The 19959-nt window shown below is 49.4% G+C and carries 18 protein-coding genes; 15 read left to right on the plus strand and 3 right to left on the minus strand.

Translation table 11 applies throughout. The features are described from left to right. Positions 1–74: 74 nt before the first annotated feature. The 9 genes from purC to purD all read left to right on the plus strand — a co-directional run bounded on the left by purC (position 75) and on the right by purD (position 9880). Positions 75–794, plus strand: coding sequence for a phosphoribosylaminoimidazolesuccinocarboxamide synthase (purC, locus tag QRX25_RS03240; RefSeq protein WP_115998101.1), 720 nt, complete (start codon positions 75–77; stop codon positions 792–794). After that, positions 794–1048 (plus strand): phosphoribosylformylglycinamidine synthase subunit PurS, encoded by a 255-nt coding sequence (gene purS / locus QRX25_RS03245; protein WP_013351278.1) that lies wholly within the window; start codon positions 794–796, stop codon positions 1046–1048. Before purC ends, purS begins: the two co-directional genes overlap by 1 nt. Continuing rightward, on the plus strand, positions 1045–1728 hold the full coding sequence (gene purQ / locus QRX25_RS03250) for a phosphoribosylformylglycinamidine synthase subunit PurQ (protein ID WP_065980870.1): 684 nt from the start codon (positions 1045–1047) through the stop codon (positions 1726–1728). The genes purS and purQ overlap by 4 nt, the downstream gene beginning before the upstream one ends. Then, positions 1712–3940 carry a phosphoribosylformylglycinamidine synthase subunit PurL gene (gene purL / locus QRX25_RS03255; protein WP_115998100.1) on the plus strand — a complete coding sequence of 743 codons (2229 nt, stop codon included), beginning with the start codon at positions 1712–1714 and terminating at the stop codon, positions 3938–3940. The genes purQ and purL overlap by 17 nt, the downstream gene beginning before the upstream one ends. Next, positions 3916–5346 (plus strand): amidophosphoribosyltransferase, encoded by a 1431-nt coding sequence (gene purF / locus QRX25_RS03260; RefSeq protein WP_065980872.1) that lies wholly within the window; start codon positions 3916–3918, stop codon positions 5344–5346. Before purL ends, purF begins: the two co-directional genes overlap by 25 nt. A 91-nt stretch (positions 5347–5437) precedes the next feature. Then, positions 5438–6478, plus strand: a complete 1041-nt coding sequence (purM, locus tag QRX25_RS03265; protein ID WP_013351282.1) for a phosphoribosylformylglycinamidine cyclo-ligase — start codon at positions 5438–5440, stop codon at positions 6476–6478. Further along, the gene (gene purN, locus QRX25_RS03270; protein WP_115998099.1) at positions 6475–7062 is read left to right on the plus strand and encodes a phosphoribosylglycinamide formyltransferase; all 588 of its coding nucleotides are present in this window, start codon (positions 6475–6477) and stop codon (positions 7060–7062) included. Before purM ends, purN begins: the two co-directional genes overlap by 4 nt. After that, a complete protein-coding gene (gene purH / locus QRX25_RS03275; RefSeq protein WP_065980874.1) occupies positions 7059–8597 on the plus strand; it encodes a bifunctional phosphoribosylaminoimidazolecarboxamide formyltransferase/IMP cyclohydrolase in 1539 nt (512 codons plus the stop codon). The genes purN and purH overlap by 4 nt, the downstream gene beginning before the upstream one ends. Positions 8598–8611: 14 nt before the next feature. Further along, a complete protein-coding gene (purD, locus tag QRX25_RS03280) occupies positions 8612–9880 on the plus strand; it encodes a phosphoribosylamine--glycine ligase (RefSeq protein ID WP_065980875.1) in 1269 nt (422 codons plus the stop codon). A 41-nt stretch (positions 9881–9921) separates the two neighbouring features. On the opposite strand, the gene QRX25_RS03285 is transcribed toward purD, so the two are convergent. Further along, entirely contained in the window at positions 9922–10344 is a 423-nt protein-coding gene (locus QRX25_RS03285; protein WP_014471543.1) for an Lrp/AsnC family transcriptional regulator, read from the minus strand. A gap of 145 nt (positions 10345–10489) precedes the next feature. Here QRX25_RS03285 and QRX25_RS03290 point away from each other — a divergent pair, with 145 nt between their 5' ends. Then, positions 10490–11728 carry an APC family permease gene (locus tag QRX25_RS03290; RefSeq protein ID WP_065980876.1) on the plus strand — a complete coding sequence of 413 codons (1239 nt, stop codon included), beginning with the start codon at positions 10490–10492 and terminating at the stop codon, positions 11726–11728. 21 nt (positions 11729–11749) lie between these two features. On the opposite strand, the gene QRX25_RS03295 is transcribed toward QRX25_RS03290, so the two are convergent. Next, complete coding sequence (locus QRX25_RS03295; RefSeq protein WP_045508019.1) at positions 11750–11980, minus strand: YgaP family membrane protein; 231 nt, start codon at positions 11978–11980, stop codon at positions 11750–11752. A gap of 114 nt (positions 11981–12094) precedes the next feature. Here QRX25_RS03295 and QRX25_RS03300 point away from each other — a divergent pair, with 114 nt between their 5' ends. Genes QRX25_RS03300 through QRX25_RS03310 form a run of 3 tightly spaced genes read left to right on the plus strand, consistent with a single transcriptional unit; the run spans position 12095 to position 15171 of the window. Next, positions 12095–13837 (plus strand): adenine deaminase, encoded by a 1743-nt coding sequence (locus QRX25_RS03300; RefSeq protein ID WP_115998097.1) that lies wholly within the window; start codon positions 12095–12097, stop codon positions 13835–13837. 24 nt (positions 13838–13861) lie between these two features. After that, a complete protein-coding gene (locus tag QRX25_RS03305; protein WP_115998096.1) occupies positions 13862–14857 on the plus strand; it encodes a DUF3048 domain-containing protein in 996 nt (331 codons plus the stop codon). A gap of 2 nt (positions 14858–14859) precedes the next feature. Then, a complete protein-coding gene (locus tag QRX25_RS03310) occupies positions 14860–15171 on the plus strand; it encodes a YerC/YecD family TrpR-related protein (RefSeq protein ID WP_003155745.1) in 312 nt (103 codons plus the stop codon). A gap of 36 nt (positions 15172–15207) precedes the next feature. On the opposite strand, the gene QRX25_RS03315 is transcribed toward QRX25_RS03310, so the two are convergent. Next, positions 15208–16782 carry an FMN-binding glutamate synthase family protein gene (locus tag QRX25_RS03315; RefSeq protein WP_115998095.1) on the minus strand — a complete coding sequence of 525 codons (1575 nt, stop codon included), beginning with the start codon at positions 16780–16782 and terminating at the stop codon, positions 15208–15210. A gap of 195 nt (positions 16783–16977) precedes the next feature. On the opposite strand from QRX25_RS03315, the gene pcrB reads away from it, so the two are divergent. Continuing rightward, the gene (pcrB, locus tag QRX25_RS03320) at positions 16978–17667 is read left to right on the plus strand and encodes a heptaprenylglyceryl phosphate synthase (protein WP_013351292.1); all 690 of its coding nucleotides are present in this window, start codon (positions 16978–16980) and stop codon (positions 17665–17667) included. A gap of 57 nt (positions 17668–17724) precedes the next feature. Further along, positions 17725–19944 (plus strand): DNA helicase PcrA, encoded by a 2220-nt coding sequence (gene pcrA, locus QRX25_RS03325; protein ID WP_115998094.1) that lies wholly within the window; start codon positions 17725–17727, stop codon positions 19942–19944. The last annotated feature ends 15 nt before the right edge of the window (positions 19945–19959 follow it).

Genomic DNA, 19959 nt, shown 5'->3' on the forward strand with positions numbered 1-19959 from the left:
AGAAGCCAGCCGGAGGCGGCTTCTTCAGCCGCTATAGATTGAATATTCCCAACATTCGGGTTAGGAGGCCTTCCGTGAATATTGCGAAAAATAATCTTCTTTATGAAGGAAAAGCGAAACGAATTTATCAAACTGAAGACGAACAGATTCTCCGCGTGGTCTACAAGGATTCCGCAACAGCCTTTAACGGCGAGAAAAAAGCGGAGATCACTGGAAAGGGACGTCTGAACAATGAAATTTCAAGCCTGATCTTCAAACATCTGCACGCCAAAGGAATTGACAACCATTTTGTGGAGCGTGTTTCAGAATCAGAGCAGCTTATCAAAAAAGTAAGCATCGTTCCGCTTGAAGTCGTGGTCAGAAACATTGCCGCCGGGGGCATGTCGAAACGCCTCGGCATCCCGGAAGGAACAGAGCTTCCGCAGCCGATTATCGAATTTTACTATAAAGATGACGCACTCGGTGATCCGCTCATAACCGAAGATCATATTTGGCTGTTAAAAGCGGCTTCATCCGAACAGGTGGAAACGATCAAATCAATTACAAGACAGGTGAATAAAGAGCTGCAGCATATTTTTGAAGACTGCGGTGTCAGATTAATAGATTTTAAGCTGGAATTCGGCTTAGACGCAGAAGGACGGGTGCTTTTAGCGGATGAGATTTCTCCTGACACGTGCCGTCTGTGGGACAAAGACACGAACGAAAAGCTCGATAAAGATTTGTTCAGACGGAACCTGGGAAGCTTAACCGACGCATATGAAGAGATTTTCAAAAGACTGGGAGGCAATTCATAATGTATAAAGTGAAAGTTTATGTCAGCTTAAAAGAAAGTGTGCTTGATCCTCAAGGAAACGCGGTGCAGCATGCATTGCACAGCATGACCTACAATGAAGTGCAGGATGTACGCATCGGAAAATACATGGAGCTGACGCTGGAAAAATCAGACCGCGATCTTGATGAACTCGTTAAAGAAATGTGTGAGAAGCTCCTTGCCAATACAGTCATTGAAGACTACCGATATGAAGTTGAGGAGGTTGTCGCACAGTGAAATTTGCGGTGATTGTGTTACCCGGCTCTAACTGCGATATTGATATGTATCACGCCGTAAAGGACGAACTCGGCGAAGAAGTCGAGTATGTCTGGCACGAGGAAACAAGCCTTGACGGATTTGACGGCGTGCTCATCCCCGGCGGCTTTTCTTACGGCGACTATCTGAGATGCGGCGCCATCGCCAGATTCGCCAACATCATGCCGGCCGTGAAAAAAGCGGCTGCTGAAGGAAAACCGGTTCTTGGCGTCTGCAACGGATTCCAGATTCTGCAGGAGCTCGGACTGCTGCCCGGCGCCATGAGACGCAATAAAGATTTAAAATTCATTTGCCGCCCGGTTGAATTAATCGTGCAGAACGGCGAAACAATGTTCACTTCTTCCTACAAAGAGGGACAATCGATTACGATCCCCGTTGCCCACGGCGAAGGCAATTTCTACTGTGATGACGAAACGCTTGAAAGATTAAAAGAAAACAATCAAATCGCTTTCACATACGGCGGCGATATTAACGGAAGCGTCAGCGGCATTGCCGGCGTCGTGAATGAGAAAGGCAACGTATTAGGCATGATGCCTCACCCGGAGCGCGCGGTCGATGACCTGCTCGGCAGCGCAGACGGTCTTACATTGTTCCAGTCTATCGTGAAAAATTGGAGGGAAACTCATGTCGCTACTGCTTGAACCAAGTAAAGAACAAATAAAAGAAGAGAAACTCTATCAGCAAATGGGTGTCAGTGATGACGAGTTCGCACTCATTGAATCTATTATCGGAAGATTGCCAAACTACACGGAAATCGGGATTTTTTCCGTGATGTGGTCAGAGCACTGCAGCTATAAAAATTCTAAGCCGATTTTACGCAAATTTCCGACAAGCGGAGAACGCGTGCTGCAAGGCCCCGGGGAAGGCGCGGGGATCGTTGACATCGGTGACAATCAGGCGGTTGTGTTCAAAATTGAATCGCATAACCACCCGTCAGCGCTTGAGCCATACCAGGGTGCTGCGACGGGAGTGGGCGGCATCATCCGTGACGTTTTCTCAATGGGCGCCCGTCCGATAGCTGTATTAAACTCTCTTCGATTTGGTGAACTCACTTCACCGCGTGTGAAGTACTTGTTTGAAGAAGTAGTGGCGGGAATCGCGGGATACGGAAACTGTATCGGCATTCCGACGGTCGGCGGAGAAGTGCAGTTTGACGCAAGCTATGAGGGCAATCCGCTTGTCAATGCCATGTGCGTCGGCCTAATTGATCATAAGGATATTAAAAAAGGCCAGGCGAAAGGCGTCGGCAACACGGTTATGTACGTCGGCGCTAAGACGGGACGCGACGGCATTCACGGTGCTACTTTCGCATCAGAAGAAATGTCAGATTCATCTGAAGAAAAACGATCCGCGGTGCAGGTCGGCGATCCCTTCATGGAAAAGCTTCTTCTTGAAGCCTGCCTGGAAGTCATCCAGTGTGACGCGTTAGTCGGCATTCAGGATATGGGAGCGGCCGGTCTGACAAGTTCAAGCGCTGAAATGGCAAGCAAAGCCGGTTCCGGTATTGAAATGAACCTTGATCTCATTCCGCAGCGGGAAACGGGTATGACCGCTTACGAAATGATGCTTTCCGAGTCTCAGGAACGCATGCTTCTCGTCATTGAACGCGGACGTGAACAGGAAATTGTCGATATTTTTAATAAATATGATCTTGAAGCGGTTTCCGTGGGCCATGTCACGGATGATAAAATGCTCCGCCTCCGCCATAACGGAGAGGTTGTTTGCGAGCTTCCTGTTGATGCGCTGGCGGAAGAAGCCCCTGTATATCATAAGCCGTCAGCAGAACCCGCGTACTACCGCGAGTTTCAGGAAACTGAAGTTCCCGCGCCTGAAGTAAAAGACGCGACAGAGACGCTTTTTGCCCTGCTGCAGCAGCCGACAATTGCGAGCAAAGAGTGGGTGTACGATCAATATGATTACATGGTGCGCACGAATACGGTGGTGGCTCCGGGCTCTGACGCGGGAGTGCTCAGAATCCGCGGTACGAAAAAAGCGCTGGCAATGACGACGGATTGCAACGCCCGCTATTTGTATCTCGATCCTGAAGAAGGCGGGAAAATCGCCGTTGCCGAAGCGGCGCGCAACATCGTTTGCTCCGGTGCCGAGCCGCTTGCGGTCACGGATAATCTGAATTTCGGAAACCCGGAAAAACCTGAAATTTTCTGGCAGATCGAAAAAGCGGCCGACGGCATCAGCGAGGCGTGCAATGTTCTCAGCACACCTGTCATCGGCGGAAACGTATCACTTTATAATGAATCGAATGGAACGGCCATCTATCCGACGCCAGTCATCGGTATGGTCGGGTTAATCGAAGATACGGCTCATATTACGACACAGCATGTCAAAGCGGCGGGGGACTTGATTTACGTCATCGGTGAAACGAAGCCTGAGTATGCAGGAAGTGAACTTCAGAAAATGACTGAAGGGAAAATCTATGGCAAAGCGCCTGAAATTGATCTTGACGTTGAAAAAGCCCGCCAAAAATCGCTTCTGAACGCCATTAAACAAGGTCTGGTCCAATCTGCGCATGACGTGTCAGAAGGCGGCTTGGCTGTGGCGATTGCAGAAAGCGTCATGACGACAGACGGACTCGGCGCAAACATCACGGCATTTAATGAAGCGGCTCTTTTGTTCAGTGAGTCTCAATCCCGCTTCGTCGTTTCCGTAAAGGAAGAAAACAAGGCGGCGTTTGAAGCGGCTGCGGCAGATGCCATTCATATCGGTGAAGTGACAGGGGACGGACAGTTGACGATCCGAAGCCAAGAAGGACAACAATTGGTTCACGCGCAAACGAAAGAACTTGAGCGCGCGTGGAAAGGAGCTATTCCATGCTTGCTGAAATCAAAGGCCTGAATGAAGAATGCGGTGTGTTTGGCATCTGGGGTCATGAAGAGGCTCCGCAGATTACGTATTACGGTCTGCACAGCCTGCAGCACAGAGGGCAGGAGGGTGCCGGCATCGTGGCGACCGACGGCCAAAAACTGACGGCTCATAAAGGGCAGGGGCTTATTACCGAGGTTTTTCAAAACGGCGAACTGAGCAAAGTGAAAGGCAAAGGCGCGATCGGTCACGTCCGCTATGCGACGGCCGGTGGCAGCGGATATGAAAATGTCCAGCCGCTCCTGTTCCGTTCGCAAAACAACGGCAGTCTCGCGCTCGCCCATAACGGCAACCTGGTCAATGCCACACAATTGAAGCAGCAGCTGGAAAACCAAGGGAGCATCTTTCAGACTTCCTCCGATACGGAAGTGCTGGCTCATCTGATTAAACGCAGCGGCCACTTTTCACTGAAGGATCAGATCAAAAATTCGCTATCTATGCTGAAAGGCGCTTACGCCTTTTTAATCATGACAGAAACAGAAATGATTGTAGCGCTTGACCCGAACGGACTCAGACCGCTTTCACTCGGCATGCTCGGTGACGCTTACGTCGTCGCATCAGAAACATGCGCATTTGATGTGGTCGGCGCGACGTACCTTCGTGACGTAGAACCGGGCGAAATGCTTATCATAAACGATGAAGGCTTGAAATCAGAGCGTTTCTCCATGAATATCAACCGTTCTATCTGCAGCATGGAGTATATCTATTTTTCTCGTCCGGACAGCAATATCGACGGCATTAACGTGCACAGCGCCCGGAAAAGCCTCGGGAAAATGCTTGCCCAGGAGTCCGCGGTTGAAGCGGATGTCGTCACAGGCGTGCCTGATTCCAGTATTTCCGCGGCCATCGGCTATGCCGAGGCAACGGGCATTCCGTACGAACTCGGTCTCATTAAAAATCGTTACGTCGGCAGAACGTTTATCCAGCCGTCCCAAGCTCTTCGTGAGCAAGGAGTAAGAATGAAGCTGTCCGCCGTCCGCGGTGTTGTTGAAGGAAAACGGGTCGTCATGGTTGATGATTCCATCGTGCGCGGGACGACAAGCCGCCGGATCGTCACAATGCTCCGAGAAGCGGGAGCGACAGAGGTGCATGTAAAGATCAGTTCGCCTCCGATCGCCCATCCTTGCTTCTACGGCATCGACACATCGACCCATGAGGAGCTGATCGCTTCCTCACATTCAGTCGAAGAAATCCGCCAGATTATCGGCGCCGACACGCTTTCTTTCTTAAGTGTAGACGGATTGTTAAAAGGAGTCGGCCGGAAATTTGAAGACACCAATTGCGGACAATGCCTCGCTTGTTTTACGGGCAAATATCCGACGGAAATTTATCAGGATACAGTGCTTCCTCACGTAAAAGAAGCAGTGCTGACAAAATAAAGTCTGAAAATGATATAAAGGCAGCGCGATTTCAGGCTGCCTTTCTCTTTCTGCCTTTTGAGGAGAAACGAATTGACAAGGAGTGATAGGGATGTCTGATGCTTATAAAAATGCCGGAGTTGACATCGAAGCCGGATATGAAGCCGTCAAACGAATGAAAAAACACGTGGAGCGCACGAAAAGGCTCGGCGTTATGGGAAGCTTGGGCGGTTTTGGCGGAATGTTTGATCTGTCAGAGCTCCCGTATCAAAAGCCTGTTTTAATTTCCGGAACAGACGGTGTCGGCACCAAGCTGAAACTCGCTTTTTCAATGGATAAGCATGACACGATCGGCGTCGATGCGGTGGCGATGTGTGTAAATGATGTGCTCGCCCAAGGAGCGGAGCCGCTGTTTTTCCTTGATTATTTAGCAGTCGGCAAGGCCGATCCGGTAAAAATCGAGCAGATCGTTCAGGGCGTGGCAGATGGCTGCGAGCAGTCAGGATCAGCGCTTATCGGCGGTGAGACGGCGGAAATGCCGGGGCTCTATACGGCTGATGAATACGATATTGCCGGCTTTTCAGTCGGTGTCGCGGAAAAAGACGAAATCGTCACCGGTGAACATATCGAAGAGGGGCATCTCTTAATCGGACTTACTTCAAGCGGCCTTCACAGCAACGGATTTTCCCTTGTGAGAAAGGTGCTTCTTGATGACGGCGGACTTGATTTGGATACTGTCTATGAACCCTTCGCACGGCCGCTCGGAGAAGAATTGCTGGAACCGACGAGAATATATGTGAAGCCGGTACTTGAAGCGGTAAAAAGCGGTAAGGTGGACGGCATGGCGCATGTGACAGGCGGAGGATTCATCGAGAACATTCCGCGGATGCTGCCGGACGGATTGAGCGCGGAAATTGATCACGGGTCATGGCCGATCCCACCGATTTTTCCGTTTTTGCAGGAGCACGGCAAGCTGAAAGAAGAAGAAATGTTCAACGTCTTTAACATGGGCATCGGTTTTGTCCTTGCTGTTAAAGAAGAAAACCTGACAGACGTCATCGACACGCTTGAAGCTCAGGGCGAGAAGGCTTATTTGATCGGGCGGGTCAAGCACGGCGAAGGCATTTCTTTCGGCGGTGCGGCACTTTCATGAAAAAATTTGCGGTATTTGCTTCAGGAAACGGATCGAACTTCGAGGCCATTGCCAAACGCATGAGAGAAGAGAAGTGGGACGCGGAGCTATCGCTTCTCGTGACGGACAAGCCTCATGCAAAGGCGGTGGAAAGGGCGGAGGCTTTACATATCCCGTCATTCGCCTTTGAACCGTCAGCTTTTGAAAACAAGGCCGCCTTTGAACGGGCCATTATTGAACAGCTTCGTCTGCACGGGGTTGAATTAATCGTTCTCGCCGGCTATATGAGACTGATCGGAGATACGCTGCTTGAAGCATACGGAGGCAGGATTATCAATATACATCCGTCGCTTCTCCCGGCATTTCCGGGCATTGACGCTGTCGGACAGGCGCATCGTGCCGGTGTGAAAGTGGCGGGCATTACCGTTCATTACGTTGACGAAGGCATGGACACCGGACCGATTATCGCGCAAAAAGCATTCGAGATACAGGAAAACGATACGCTTGAAGACATGGAACATACAATACACGAGCTTGAGCACAAATGGTATCCGAGTGTTGTGAAACAGCTGCTGGGACTAAATAACAGAGGTGAAAAGGCATGACAATCAAACGCGCACTAATCAGTGTTTCTGATAAAACAAATCTTGTACCTTTCGTAAAGGAACTGACAGAGCTCGGCGTCGAAGTCATTTCGACCGGAGGAACAAAAAAACTTCTCCAGGAAAACGGTGTGGATGTCATCGGCATTTCGGAAGTGACCGGATTTCCTGAAATTATGGACGGACGGTTAAAAACGCTCCATCCTAATATTCACGGCGGCCTGCTTGCTGTAAGAGACAATGAAGAGCATATGGCGCAGATCAATGAGCACGGCATTGCACCCATTGATCTTGTGGTCGTCAACCTTTATCCGTTTAAAGAAACGATTTCAAAAGAAGACGTAACATACGATGAAGCGATAGAAAACATTGATATCGGCGGTCCCGGCATGCTGCGCGCCGCATCGAAAAACCATCAGGATGTGACGGTCATCACGGACCCGGCCGATTACAGCTCCGTGCTCAATGAGATCAAAGAACACGGCGGCGTTTCACTTAAAAGAAAACGCGAGCTTGCGGCCAAAGTATTCCGCCACACCGCGGCATACGACGCATTAATCGCCGATTACTTAACACACGAGGCCGGTGAGAAAGACCCTGAGCAATTCACCGTTACATTTGAGAAAAAACAATCGCTCCGCTACGGCGAAAACCCTCACCAAGAGGCTGTTTTCTATCAAAGCGCACTGCCTGTCTCCGGTTCCATTGCGGCGGCAAAACAACTTCACGGCAAAGAGCTTTCTTACAATAACATTAAAGACGCGGATGCGGCCGTTCAAATCGTCCGGGAATTTACAGAACCCGCTGCTGTTGCCGTTAAACATATGAACCCATGCGGAGTCGGTACGGGAGCTTCAATTGAGGAAGCGTTCAATAAAGCGTATGAAGCGGACAAAACGTCCATTTTCGGCGGCATCATCGCGCTGAACCGTGAAGTTGATCAGGCAACGGCCGAAGCCCTTCACGGCATCTTTTTAGAAATCATAATCGCCCCTTCTTTCAGTGAAGAAGCGCTGAACGTGCTGACGTCGAAGAAAAATCTTCGTCTGCTCACGCTTGACGTGAATGCAGCAGGGAAGAAAGAAAAACAGCTGACTTCCGTACAGGGCGGCCTTTTGATTCAAGATTTAGACGTGCACGGATTTGATGACGCAAAAATCAGCATTCCGACAAAAAGAGAGCCGAGCGAGCAGGAGTGGGAAGATCTGAAGCTGGCTTGGAAAGTCGTCAAACACGTGAAATCGAACGCAATCGTTCTTACAAAAGACCATATGACGGTCGGTGTGGGTGCAGGACAGATGAATCGCGTCGGTTCGGCCAAAATCGCCATCGAGCAGGCCGGAGAAAAAGCAAAAGGCAGCGCGCTCGGATCAGACGCGTTTTTCCCGATGCCGGATACGGTCGAAGAAGCCGCAAAAGCGGGCGTCACGGCGATCATCCAGCCCGGCGGATCGGTCCGGGACGAAGATTCAATTAAAAAAGCGGATGAATACGGCATTGCCATGGTCTTCACAGGCATCAGACATTTCAAACATTAAGGGAGGAACGAAGCGTGAATGTATTGATTATCGGTAAAGGCGGCAGAGAGCATACATTGGCTTGGAAAGCGGCGCAAAGTCCGCTTACTGACACGGTGTACGCTGCGCCCGGAAATGACGGTATGGCAGACTGCGCGACGCTGGTCAGCATCGAAGAAAGCGATCATGCCGGACTCATTGCCTTTGCGAAAGAACATCATGTCGGCCTGACGATTATCGGCCCCGAGGTTCCTCTCATTGAAGGGATAGCGGACGAGTTTGAAAAAGCCGGACTCCTTGTTTTCGGACCGTCCGAACAAGCGGCAATCATTGAAGGAAGCAAACAGTTTGCGAAAGATTTAATGAAAAAATACGGTATACCGACGGCGGAGTATGAGACGTTTACTTCATTTGAAGAGGCGAAAGCATATGTGCAGCAGAAAGGCGCGCCGATTGTCATTAAAGCGGACGGGCTTGCCGCCGGAAAAGGTGTGACGGTCGCGATGACTGAAGAGGAAGCGATTGAATGCCTGCACGATTTTCTCGAGGATGAGAAATTCGGCGAGGCGAGCGCATCCGTGGTCATTGAAGAATTCCTCGCCGGCGAAGAATTTTCCTTAATGGCGTTTGTGAAAGGGGAGACCGTCTATCCGATGGTGATCGCCCAAGACCATAAACGCGCCTTCGACGGAGACAAAGGGCCGAATACGGGCGGAATGGGCGCCTACTCACCGGTGCCGCACATTTCCGATGACATCGTCAAAAGCGCTGTCGAAACGATTGTGAAGCCGGCGGCAAAAGCTATGGTGAAAGAGGGACGCTCCTTCACGGGCGTGCTGTACGCGGGGCTGATTCTGACGGAAAACGGATCAAAAGTCATTGAATTCAACGCGCGCTTCGGTGATCCGGAAACACAGGTTGTGGTGCCGAGAATGGAATCAGACCTCATTCAGGTGCTTTTGGATCTGCTTCATGAGAAGGATGTTGACCTAAGGTGGAAGGATACGGCCGCTGTCAGCGTTGTGCTGGCTTCTGAGGGCTATCCTGAAGGCTATGCGAAAGGGACACCGATCGGCAGTTTGACATCCGCTGAAGACGGAATCGCCGTTTTTCATGCCGGAACGAAAAAAGACGGCGATCAATTTGTCACAAACGGCGGCCGGGTCGCCAATGTCACGGCATTTGCTGAGACATTTGAAGCGGCGAGAGATAAAGTGTACAGTGCCGTTTCCGGCCTGACAAAACCCGGCCTGTTTTACAGAAGCGATATCGGCGTCCGTGCGCTGAAAGCATCGCTGCGATAATGGAAAACCCCCGCGTCATGAAAGATGCGGGGGTTTTCTTTTTACGTAAGGGCGCCTTCAAAGGCTGAGGAAGACAGGACGACCAAGGTTGTCGGCTTGCCGTGTGACATGCATTCATCGATAAAGTCCTCCAGCGTATGGACGGATTCTGTCACGACTTTTGTGATGTAGCTGTACATGCCGGTGATTCTGTGGTTTTCTATGACATCCGGATGCTTGCCGGCAAATGCGGCATAATGCTTGCAGTTTCTCGGTTCCATCAGGATAAAAGCCGTTACGTGCTTATTCAGTTTCTCAAAATTGATATTGGCGCCGTAGCCCGTGATCACCCCTTTTTCTTCGAGTTTTTTGACCCGTTCAGCGGCGCTTGGAGAGCTGAGCCCGACAAGCTTGCCGAGCTCCACCATTGTCAGCCGGGCGTTTTTCTGCAAATGCGATAAAATATGTAAGTCTGTTTGGTCCATAAGGCTGCCCCTTTTCATTTTAAGTGATCTTCCTGTAATTCCTTTATTTTTAAATGAAAGAAACCGTTTTTGCTTAATTGTAACATATGGAAGACCGTTTTCTTTCTTTATAATAAAGCCAGCTTTTCAAAAAGGGGGAATCACCATGAATACGCTGCGCCGCTCTCTCACATGGGTGCAGGGAACCGCATTGACGATAGGGGCTGTTTTGGGGTGCGGGATTTTAATTCTGCCTTCTGTTGCGGCAGATACCGCGGGGCCTGCTTCGCTCGCCGCTTGGCTTTTGATGTCATTGGCGGCTTTTCCGATTGTGGGGACACTCTCCGCCTTGGTGCAGAAAGCGCCGAGTGCGGGAGGGATTACAGCATATGCAGAACTTGCTTTTCAGAAAAAGGCCGGAGCGGTTTCAGGCTGGATCATGCTTGGGTCAGTTCCGATCGGCGTCCCGATTATCGCGCTGACCGGTGCTCAGTACATCACAAGCGTCACCGGAGCGGGTGCGGGTGCCGTTACATTGATTGCGTCTGCAATGCTTGCTTTATCCCTGTTTCTTCATTTAAGAGGGCTTCAGCTATCCGCAGGGATCGGCACCCTGATCATTTGTTTGATTATATTGTTGTTAGCCGCGGCTGTTGCTGTTTCACTGCCGCATGTCACGCCCGGCTCTTTTCATCCGTTTCTCCCGCACGGATGGCATGCCGCAGGCTCGGCCGCAGTTATGATCTTTTTCTCCTTTGTCGGCTGGGAAATGATTACACCGCTTGCCGAAGAGTTTAAACATCCGAAAAGGGATATTCCGATCAGTCTGTTTGCGGCCGCCGCGTGTGTGGGGCTGTTATATACACTGACTGCTTATGTTACGGTCGGAACCCATGCTTACGGAGACGAAAAAGGCATCGCGTCTCTCAATTTGCTGATGGCAAACGGCACGGGGCGGACGGGAGTATACATAACCGCATGTCTGGCGCTGTTTATTACATTCAGCACCGTTCATGCCAATATTGCGGGCTTTTCAAGAATGGTGTATGCGATGTCGCGGGAAGGGCATATTCCGAAATACTTTGACCGGCTGCATCAAAAAAACCGCACCCCTGTGCGTGTGCTGACGACGCTCGGCGCCATATTTTTTACGGTGCTTTTGATTCAATGGGTGTTTCAGCTCAATCCTGAAGTATTGCTGAAGGGTCCGAGTGCCGCATTTATCGCTTCATACATCATTACAATGGCGGCCGGGCTCAAGCTGCTGCGCCGCTTCGGTATCGGCTGGTGGTCAGCGCTGGCCTCACTCGGACTTTGTATCGGCATTTACAGCTTCAGCGGCTGGGCTTTCTGTTATCCGATCCTTCTCGGACTTGCCGGACACTTTTATAATAGGAGAAAATAAATAACAAGCCGAAACGGCTTGTTATTTTTCTTGCTGGCGGCTGTCATCCTGATTCATTCCAGCCTGGAACATATACGTTACCGGACAGAAGCGGAGGATGCCGGACGCCGCTTTCATTGCGCCCATCATCATACAGAAAAGATGCATTTTGCACCACGGTTTTCTCGTGTATTTCGCTGACGCGGCAGACAAAATGGTGAGGCCGCAAGTGATTCGCATAACGGCGTTCAATAAACTGATATTCGGTTTCATTATTTCAGCTCCTTTACTTTTTGTTCATCTTCAATAATTTGTAACGTTTTAACCGTGCGATAATTGTGCGGATGTGATACGATGAGTCTAATATAAGCGAAGGAGAGTATGTGAATGTCCGAACGTACCTTTAACTGGAAAAATAAAGACATCAGATCACAGGCGGATGTTGTAGACTCAAAGCTGCTTCCAACGCTACTCTTACGGAACGCTCTCGTTTTAAATCCTTTTTTAAAACAATGGCTGAAAAAAAATATCTGGATTTACGGAGACCGAATTGTATATGTCGGTGATGAGCTTCCTGATGCAGCAGAGCACATTCATACCATAAATTGTGAAGGAAAATACATTGTGCCAGGTTACATTGAACCGCATACACATCCTTTTCAAATATATAATCCCCAAACGCTCGCCGAATATGTGTCTCAATTCGGAACAACGACGTTTGTTAATGATAACTTGTTTTTCCTTTTGCACAGCGGAAAAAAGAAAGCGCTTACCATATTAGAAGAACTGAAAAAACAGCCGGTGCAATATTTCTGGTGGTCCAGATATGATCTGCAGACTGAAGTGCTGAATGAAGACCAGCTTCTTTCTTTTGATGTCCGCAAGCAATGGATTGAGCACCCCGATGTCATTCAAGGCGGAGAATTGACCGGCTGGCCGCGGCTCATGGACGGGGATGACTTGATGCTTCATTGCATGCAGGCGACAAAGAAACTGCGCAAGCGGATCGAAGGGCATTTTCCCGGCGCTTCTGAGAAAACACTTACGAAGATGAAACTGTTCGGCGCCGATTCCGATCACGAGGCGATGAATGGCGACGAGGTGATGAGACGGCTTGAATTGGGCTACTATGTGTCGCTCAGGCATTCATCCATCCGCCCTGATTTGAGGACGATTTTGCAGGACCTCCACCAAAAAGGCTTCCGGCATTATGATCATTTCTTTTACACGACGGATGGGGCGTCGCCGCTTTTTTATAAAGGCGGCATGACGAATGAATTAATCAAAATCGCTCTGGAGGAAGGAGTTCCGGCGATTGACGCTTACAATATGGCGTCCTTTAATATCGCGAAGTATTATCAGATGGACGACTTTCTCGGTGTAGTCGGCCCTGGACGGCTTGCCTCATTGAACATTCTCGATGACCCCATGAATCCGGATCCGGTCACGGTGATATCCAAAGGCATACTGCTGAGAGAAGACGGCCGAAATATGAAGGCGTTTACAGAAACGGATTGGAAAAAGGGCGGTCTTGTCCCTCTTGAGCTTTCATATGATATGACGATGGATGATTTACAGTTTTCAATGCCGATGGGTGTGAAAATGCGCAACGCGGTCATTATGGAGCCGTATATGATTGCGATTGATAATTCTGTTGACCAGCTTTCTTTTGATCATGATGAAAGCTATCTCACGCTTCTCGATAAGCATGGAAAATGGCGGGTCAATACAATGCTGAAAGGTTTTGCCGAGCGGGTGCAGGGCTTTGTCAGTTCCTACACGACAACCGGAGATATTATCGCTGTCGGAAAAAATAAGGAAGATATCCTGCTTGCTTTCTCACGGATGAAAGAAATCGGCGGGGGAATCGTACTTGCCGAAAACGGGAAAATTCTTCATGAAATCCCCCTCTCCTTAAATGGTTCCGCATCTGCGGAGAATTATGAAGAGGTGCTTGAGAAAGAACAAAAACTGAGGATTCTGCTGGAAGAGCGGGGCTACCGATTCTGCGATCCGATCTATACGCTGCTCTTTTTGCAGAGCACACACCTGCCTTATATTCGCATTACGCCGAGAGGAATATTCGACGTGATGAAAAAAACTGTACTCTTTCCATCGATAATGCGTTAAAATATAAAAGCAGGGAGCCGACATATGAAAAGATGGAAAACCGTTTGTATGCTTTATTTTGCGTTTTTGCTGCTTGCCGCCTGCCGGCAGAATGATGCCGATCAGGTGCAGCCGAAAGAGGCGGAAGCCCCTTTAACAGGGTTGAAAACTGAGCGGAAGCTTGCAGAACGCCGTCCGATTGCAGTCGCAGTGAACAATCATCCGAAGGCGAGGCCCCAATCCGGGCTGTCAAAGGCGGATGTTGTCATCGAAGCGCTGGCGGAGGGCCGGATTACGCGGTTTCTCGCGATTTTTCAGAGTGAGATGCCGGAAACGGTCGGGCCTGTGCGGAGCGCGAGGGAATATTTTGTCACCCTCAGCAGCGGGTTTAACAGCATATTTGTCCATCATGGCTGGAGTCCCGGCGCTAAAAAGCAGCTGGAGTCCGGAGCTTACGATTATATAAACGGTTTGGATTTTGACGGAAGCCTGTTTTGGAGAGCCGATTTCAGCAAGCCTCCCCACAATTCCTACACGTCTTATGACAATATCAGAAAGGCGGCGGAACAAAAGGGATACAAGCTGAACGAAAAAACAAAACCGCTTCCATTTCAGACATCAGACGCAAAACCCGGAAACGATACCTACAATATTCGGATAGATTATGGAACACAAAACGTTACAAATCTTGTCGAATACGATTATGATAAAAAAGCTGATGCTTATACAAGAAGCTCTGATGGTGTGAAAGCGACAGACCGGGAGACCGGAAAGCCTTTAGCCATGCACAACATTTTTATTGTTGAAGCCGGCCATCGCATTACAGACAAAGATGGAAGGCGGGCCATCGATATTCAATCAGGGGGAAAGGGTCTCCTGCTTCAGCACGGCGATGTTATTGAGTCAGACTGGGAATATAAAGACGGACGTATTCTGCCCGTAAAAGGCGGTGAGATTCTTCCGTTTGTGCCAGGAAAGACATGGATTAATATCGTGCCTGATCTCGATGCAGCTTCCATTAGTAAAGGAGAAGATGTTTGACGATGCAAATCGATAAATTACGCGGAAAAGAACTGGACCAGTTATTCTTATCTATTTTATCGCTGAAAGATCTGGAGGAATGCTATCGTTTCTTTGATGATCTTTGTACGATTAATGAAATCCAATCGCTGGCGCAGCGTTTGGAAGTGGCAAGAATGCTCCGTGAAGGAAATACGTATCACAAAATAGAAAGCGAAACGGGTGCTTCAACAGCAACGATTTCCCGGGTGAAGCGCTGCTTAAATTACGGCAACGACGCCTATGAAATGGCGCTTGACCGTGTCAACAAAGGAGAATCCTCCTCAGCAACGTAAAAAACCGCTCTGCCGATGACGGCAGGCGGTTTTTTTTTATGCGTGCTGGTTCATAAGGCCGGGAAGCTCCCTCAGGCTGCCGTCTTCCTCTCGGTATACGATGTGTTCAGCTGAGAAATGAATCGGTGAGCTGATGCCCGCCGCCGCGGCAAGGTGAAACAGTCCTTCACGCAAGGAGAGCACGTAGTTGCAGACGCGGTGCTGTTTGTCTTCGATACTGAGCGCGCGCTGAAGCTTTGGATCGGTTGTTGCCACTCCGACAGGACAATGATTGGTGTGGCATACTTGAGCGCGGATACAGCCGACTGAAAACATCATTCCCCGGGCAATATTGACAAAATCCGCGCCTAACGCGAGGGCGACGGCGATTTTATCGGGAGTGAGCAGCTTTCCGGATGCGAAAATTTTCAGCTTATCTCTTATACCGTATGTTTTCAAAAGGCCGTCAACAAGGGGGAGGCCGGTCAGAATCGGCAGGCCGACGGAATCCGCCAGCTCATGAAAGGAAGCACCCGTTCCCCCTTCACTGCCGTCAATCGTAATAAAGTCGGGATGCTTGCCTGATGAACTCATACAGGAAATAAGATCTTCAAGGTCTTTTCGGCTGCCCGGAACAATTTTGATGCCGACCGGTTTTTCACCGACAGTCCTTAATTTCTCAATAAAATCAAGCATGTCTGGAACATTTGAGAATTCATTGAAACGGTTGGGGCTGTCTATGGATTGTCCGGGCTGTACATTTCTGATGGCGGCAATTTCTTCGGTAACCTTTGAACCGTCAATATGCCCGCCTCTTGCTTTCGCTCCTTGCGCAAGCTTTAATTCAAAGGCTTTAATTTGTTCGAGACGGCTTTTTTTCTTAAATTCTTCCCACGAAAATTCTCCTTCTTCAGTGCGGACGCCGAACAGTCCGGGGCCGATTTGGCAGATAATATCCGCGCCGCCTTTCAGATGATACTCAGACAGGCCGCCTTCGCCTGTATTCATCCACGTGCCTCCTGCCTGGTGCAGCCCTTTTGACAGGGCGGTAATTGCCCGGTCGCCAAGTGAGCCGTAGCTCATCGCTGATTGTCCGATTAATCCTTTCACATAAAACGGTTTCTTGCATGTGTCCCGGCCGATCACTTGTACATCGTCAGGGTGCAGGTAATAAGGATCCGCTTTTGCTTTTTCACGATGTTCGCTGCGCTTCAGCAGGTTGTCCTTGTCAATCTTGTATACCATCGTGTCGATCTTCGGCGTTTGATCTGTGCGCAGCTCCTCCCTTTGTTTCGGGAAGAGGGCGTTCCGGATATAATAGCCCGGCTGATCGAAATCCCGTTCTGATCCGAAGCCCATCATTCTGCTTTTATACTTTCCCGACATGACCGTCTGTTCATATTCTCTCCGGGAAAACGGCTGTTCTTCGTTATCATTGCTGAATAAATACTGCCGCAGCTCAGGTCCGATTTTTTCAAATATATAGCGCAGTTTTCCCGCTACGGGATAATTGCGCAGCACTGAATGTTCTTCCTGTTTTTCGTCTCTTATGTATATCCAAAGCAGCAATACGGCGGGAACTAAAATAATAAAAATCAATATACATATCAGTACGATAATGGCTTGTTCCATTGAAATCAGACTCCTTGCCTTTTTTCTCTTTGACATTCCACATTTTGTCTGTTTTCAAACATGGCCGTTTCCCGTCCGCCGGAGCGCCATCTTTTTTTATGAATCAGATGAATGACGTCTTTTTCCGTTTTTCCGGGCCAAATGAATTTGTTATAATGTTTAAATGGCAAGAAACGAATGGAGGAACGAAAACGCATGTACGATGTTAACGAGTGGAAGCACGTTTTTAAACTCGATCCGAATAAAGATTTACCGGATGAACAGCTGGAACGGCTTTGTGAATCAGGGACTGACGCCATTGTGATCGGAGGAAGCGACAATATCACCGAGGACAATGTGCTGAGACTGATGTCAAAGGTGCGGCGGTTTTTAGTGCCGTGCGTACTTGAGGTATCGACGATTGATTCCATTGTGCCCGGGTTTGATCTTTATTTCATTCCGAGTGTGCTCAACAGCAAAAATGCGGACTGGATTGTCGGCATGCACCATCAGGCGATGAAAGAATACGGCGAGCTGATGTCCATGGAGGAAATCGTGACGGAGGGCTATTGCATCGTCAACCCTGATTGTAAAGCGGCTGCTTTGACGGAGGCGGATACACATATAGAAACAGAAGATATTCTCGCTTATGCGCGGGTCGCGGAGCATTTGCTTCATCTACCGATTTTTTATCTGGAATACAGCGGAATGCTGGCGGACATAGAAACGGTGGAGAAAACGAAGGCTGTGCTGGACAAGTCCGTCCTGTTTTACGGAGGCGGCATTAAAGACGCGGAAACGGCAGAACGGTTCGGCCGCCATGCCGATGTCATCGTTGTGGGAAATGCCGTATATGAAGATTTTGATCAGGCGCTCAAAACGGTGGCGGCTGTAAAGACAAAGTAGCCAAGCAGACGAATTTGATTTATGATAGAACATATGTTTGATAGGCGGTGAACGGATATGAATTATATTAGCAATCAATTATTAAGCGGATTAAATCCCGTTCAGCAGGAAGCGGTTAAGACGACGGACGGTCCGCTGCTTCTGATGGCGGGAGCAGGAAGCGGAAAGACACGTGTGCTGACGCACAGAATCGCATACTTAATGGCGGAAAAACACGTGGCTCCATGGAATATTCTGGCGATCACATTTACAAATAAAGCCGCCAGAGAAATGAAGGAGCGGGTCGAGAGCATTCTCGGGCCCGGCGCGGATGAAATCTGGATATCCACCTTCCACAGCATGTGCGTGCGGATACTGCGCAGGGATATTGACAGGATCGGCATCAACCGCAACTTCTCCATTCTTGATACGGCTGATCAGCTCTCCGTTATTAAAGGGATTTTGAAAGAGCGGAATATCGATCCGAAAAAGTTTGATCCGAGAAGTATTTTAGGCTCCATCAGCAGTGCGAAAAACGAGCTGATCGAACCGGAGGAATTCGCAAAAACGGCCGGCGGCTACTATGATCAGGTCACGAGTGACGTGTATGCCGATTACCAGAAAAAACTGCTGAAAAACCAATCGCTCGATTTTGATGATTTAATCATGACGACGATTAAGCTTTTCGAGCGTGTGCCGGAAGTGCTTGAATTTTACCAGCGCAAATTCCAGTACATTCACGTAGACGAGTATCAGGATACGAACAGAGCGCAATACCTGCTTGTTAAGCAGCTTGCTGCCCGTCTTGAAAATATCTGCGTCGTCGGTGACTCCGACCAGTCCATTTACAGATGGCGCGGGGCGGATATCGCGAATATCCTTTCTTTTGAAAAAGATTACCCGAGCGCAAACGTCATTCTGCTCGAACAAAACTACCGCTCCACAAAGCGGATTCTGCAAGCGGCCAACGAAGTGATTAAAAACAACTCAAACCGCAAGCCGAAAAACTTGTGGACGGAGAATGACGAAGGAGTCAAGCTTTCTTATTACAGCGGCGACAATGAATTCGGCGAAGGCCAATTCGTCGCGGGCAAAATTTATGAGCTGAACAGCTCGGGCCGGCGGAAGCTTTCCGATATCGCGATTTTATACCGGACAAACGCCCAGTCCCGTGTGATTGAGGAAACCCTTTTAAAAGCCGGTCTGAACTACAATATCGTCGGCGGAACAAAGTTCTACGACAGGAAAGAAATTAAAGACATTCTCGCGTATTTGCGCCTTGTGTCAAACCCGGACGACGATATCAGTTTTACAAGGATCGTCAATGTGCCGAAGCGGGGCGTCGGCGCCACTTCGCTTGAAAAAATCGCTTCATACGCGGCGATGAACGGGATGTCACTGTTCCAGGCGATCAAACAGGTTGATTTCATCGGTGTCAGCGCCAAAGCGGCAAACGCGCTTGACGGCTTTGGCGCGATGATTGAAAATCTGACGAATATGCAGGATTACCTGTCCATTACGGAACTCACGGAAGAAATTCTCGATAAAACGGAATACAGAGAAATGCTGAAGGCTGAAAAATCAATTGAAGCCCAGAGCCGTCTTGAGAATATCGACGAGTTTCTTTCTGTGACGAAAAACTTCGAACAAAAAAGCGAAGACAAGTCTCTCGTCGCGTTTCTGACCGACTTGGCGCTGATTGCGGATATTGACCAGCTCGACCAGAAGGAAGAGGAATCGGGCGGAAAGGATGCCGTCACGTTAATGACACTGCACGCCGCTAAAGGGCTTGAATTTCCTGTCGTGTTCTTAATGGGCATGGAAGAAGGCGTGTTCCCGCACAGCCGCTCCCTGATGGAAGAAGCTGAGATGGAAGAAGAGCGCAGACTCGCATATGTAGGCATTACGAGGGCGGAAGAAGAACTGTATTTAACGAATGCCAAAATGCGCACCCTATTCGGACGCACCAATATGAATCCGGAATCCCGCTTTATCAGGGAAATACCTGGCGATTTATTGGAGAACCTAAATGAGAAGAAAAGCCCGCGCATGCAGCCGGGAAGAAAAATGCAGCCGAAACGCGGGCCCGTATCCCGTCCTGTTTCCTACGCGAACAAAACAGGCGGCGACTCGCTCAGCTGGGCTGTCGGCGATAAAGCGGGCCATAAAAAATGGGGCACCGGAACGGTTGTCAGCGTAAAAGGAGAAGGCGAAAGCACGGAGCTTGATATCGCGTTCCCGAGCCCAGTCGGCGTGAAGCGGCTGCTGGCCGCCTTTGCGCCGATTGAAAAGCAGTAACCTGAAGAGGAAAGG

The sequence above is a fragment of the Bacillus sp. L381 genome (assembly GCF_030284525.1).
Lineage (GTDB): Bacteria > Bacillota > Bacilli > Bacillales > Bacillaceae > Bacillus > Bacillus amyloliquefaciens.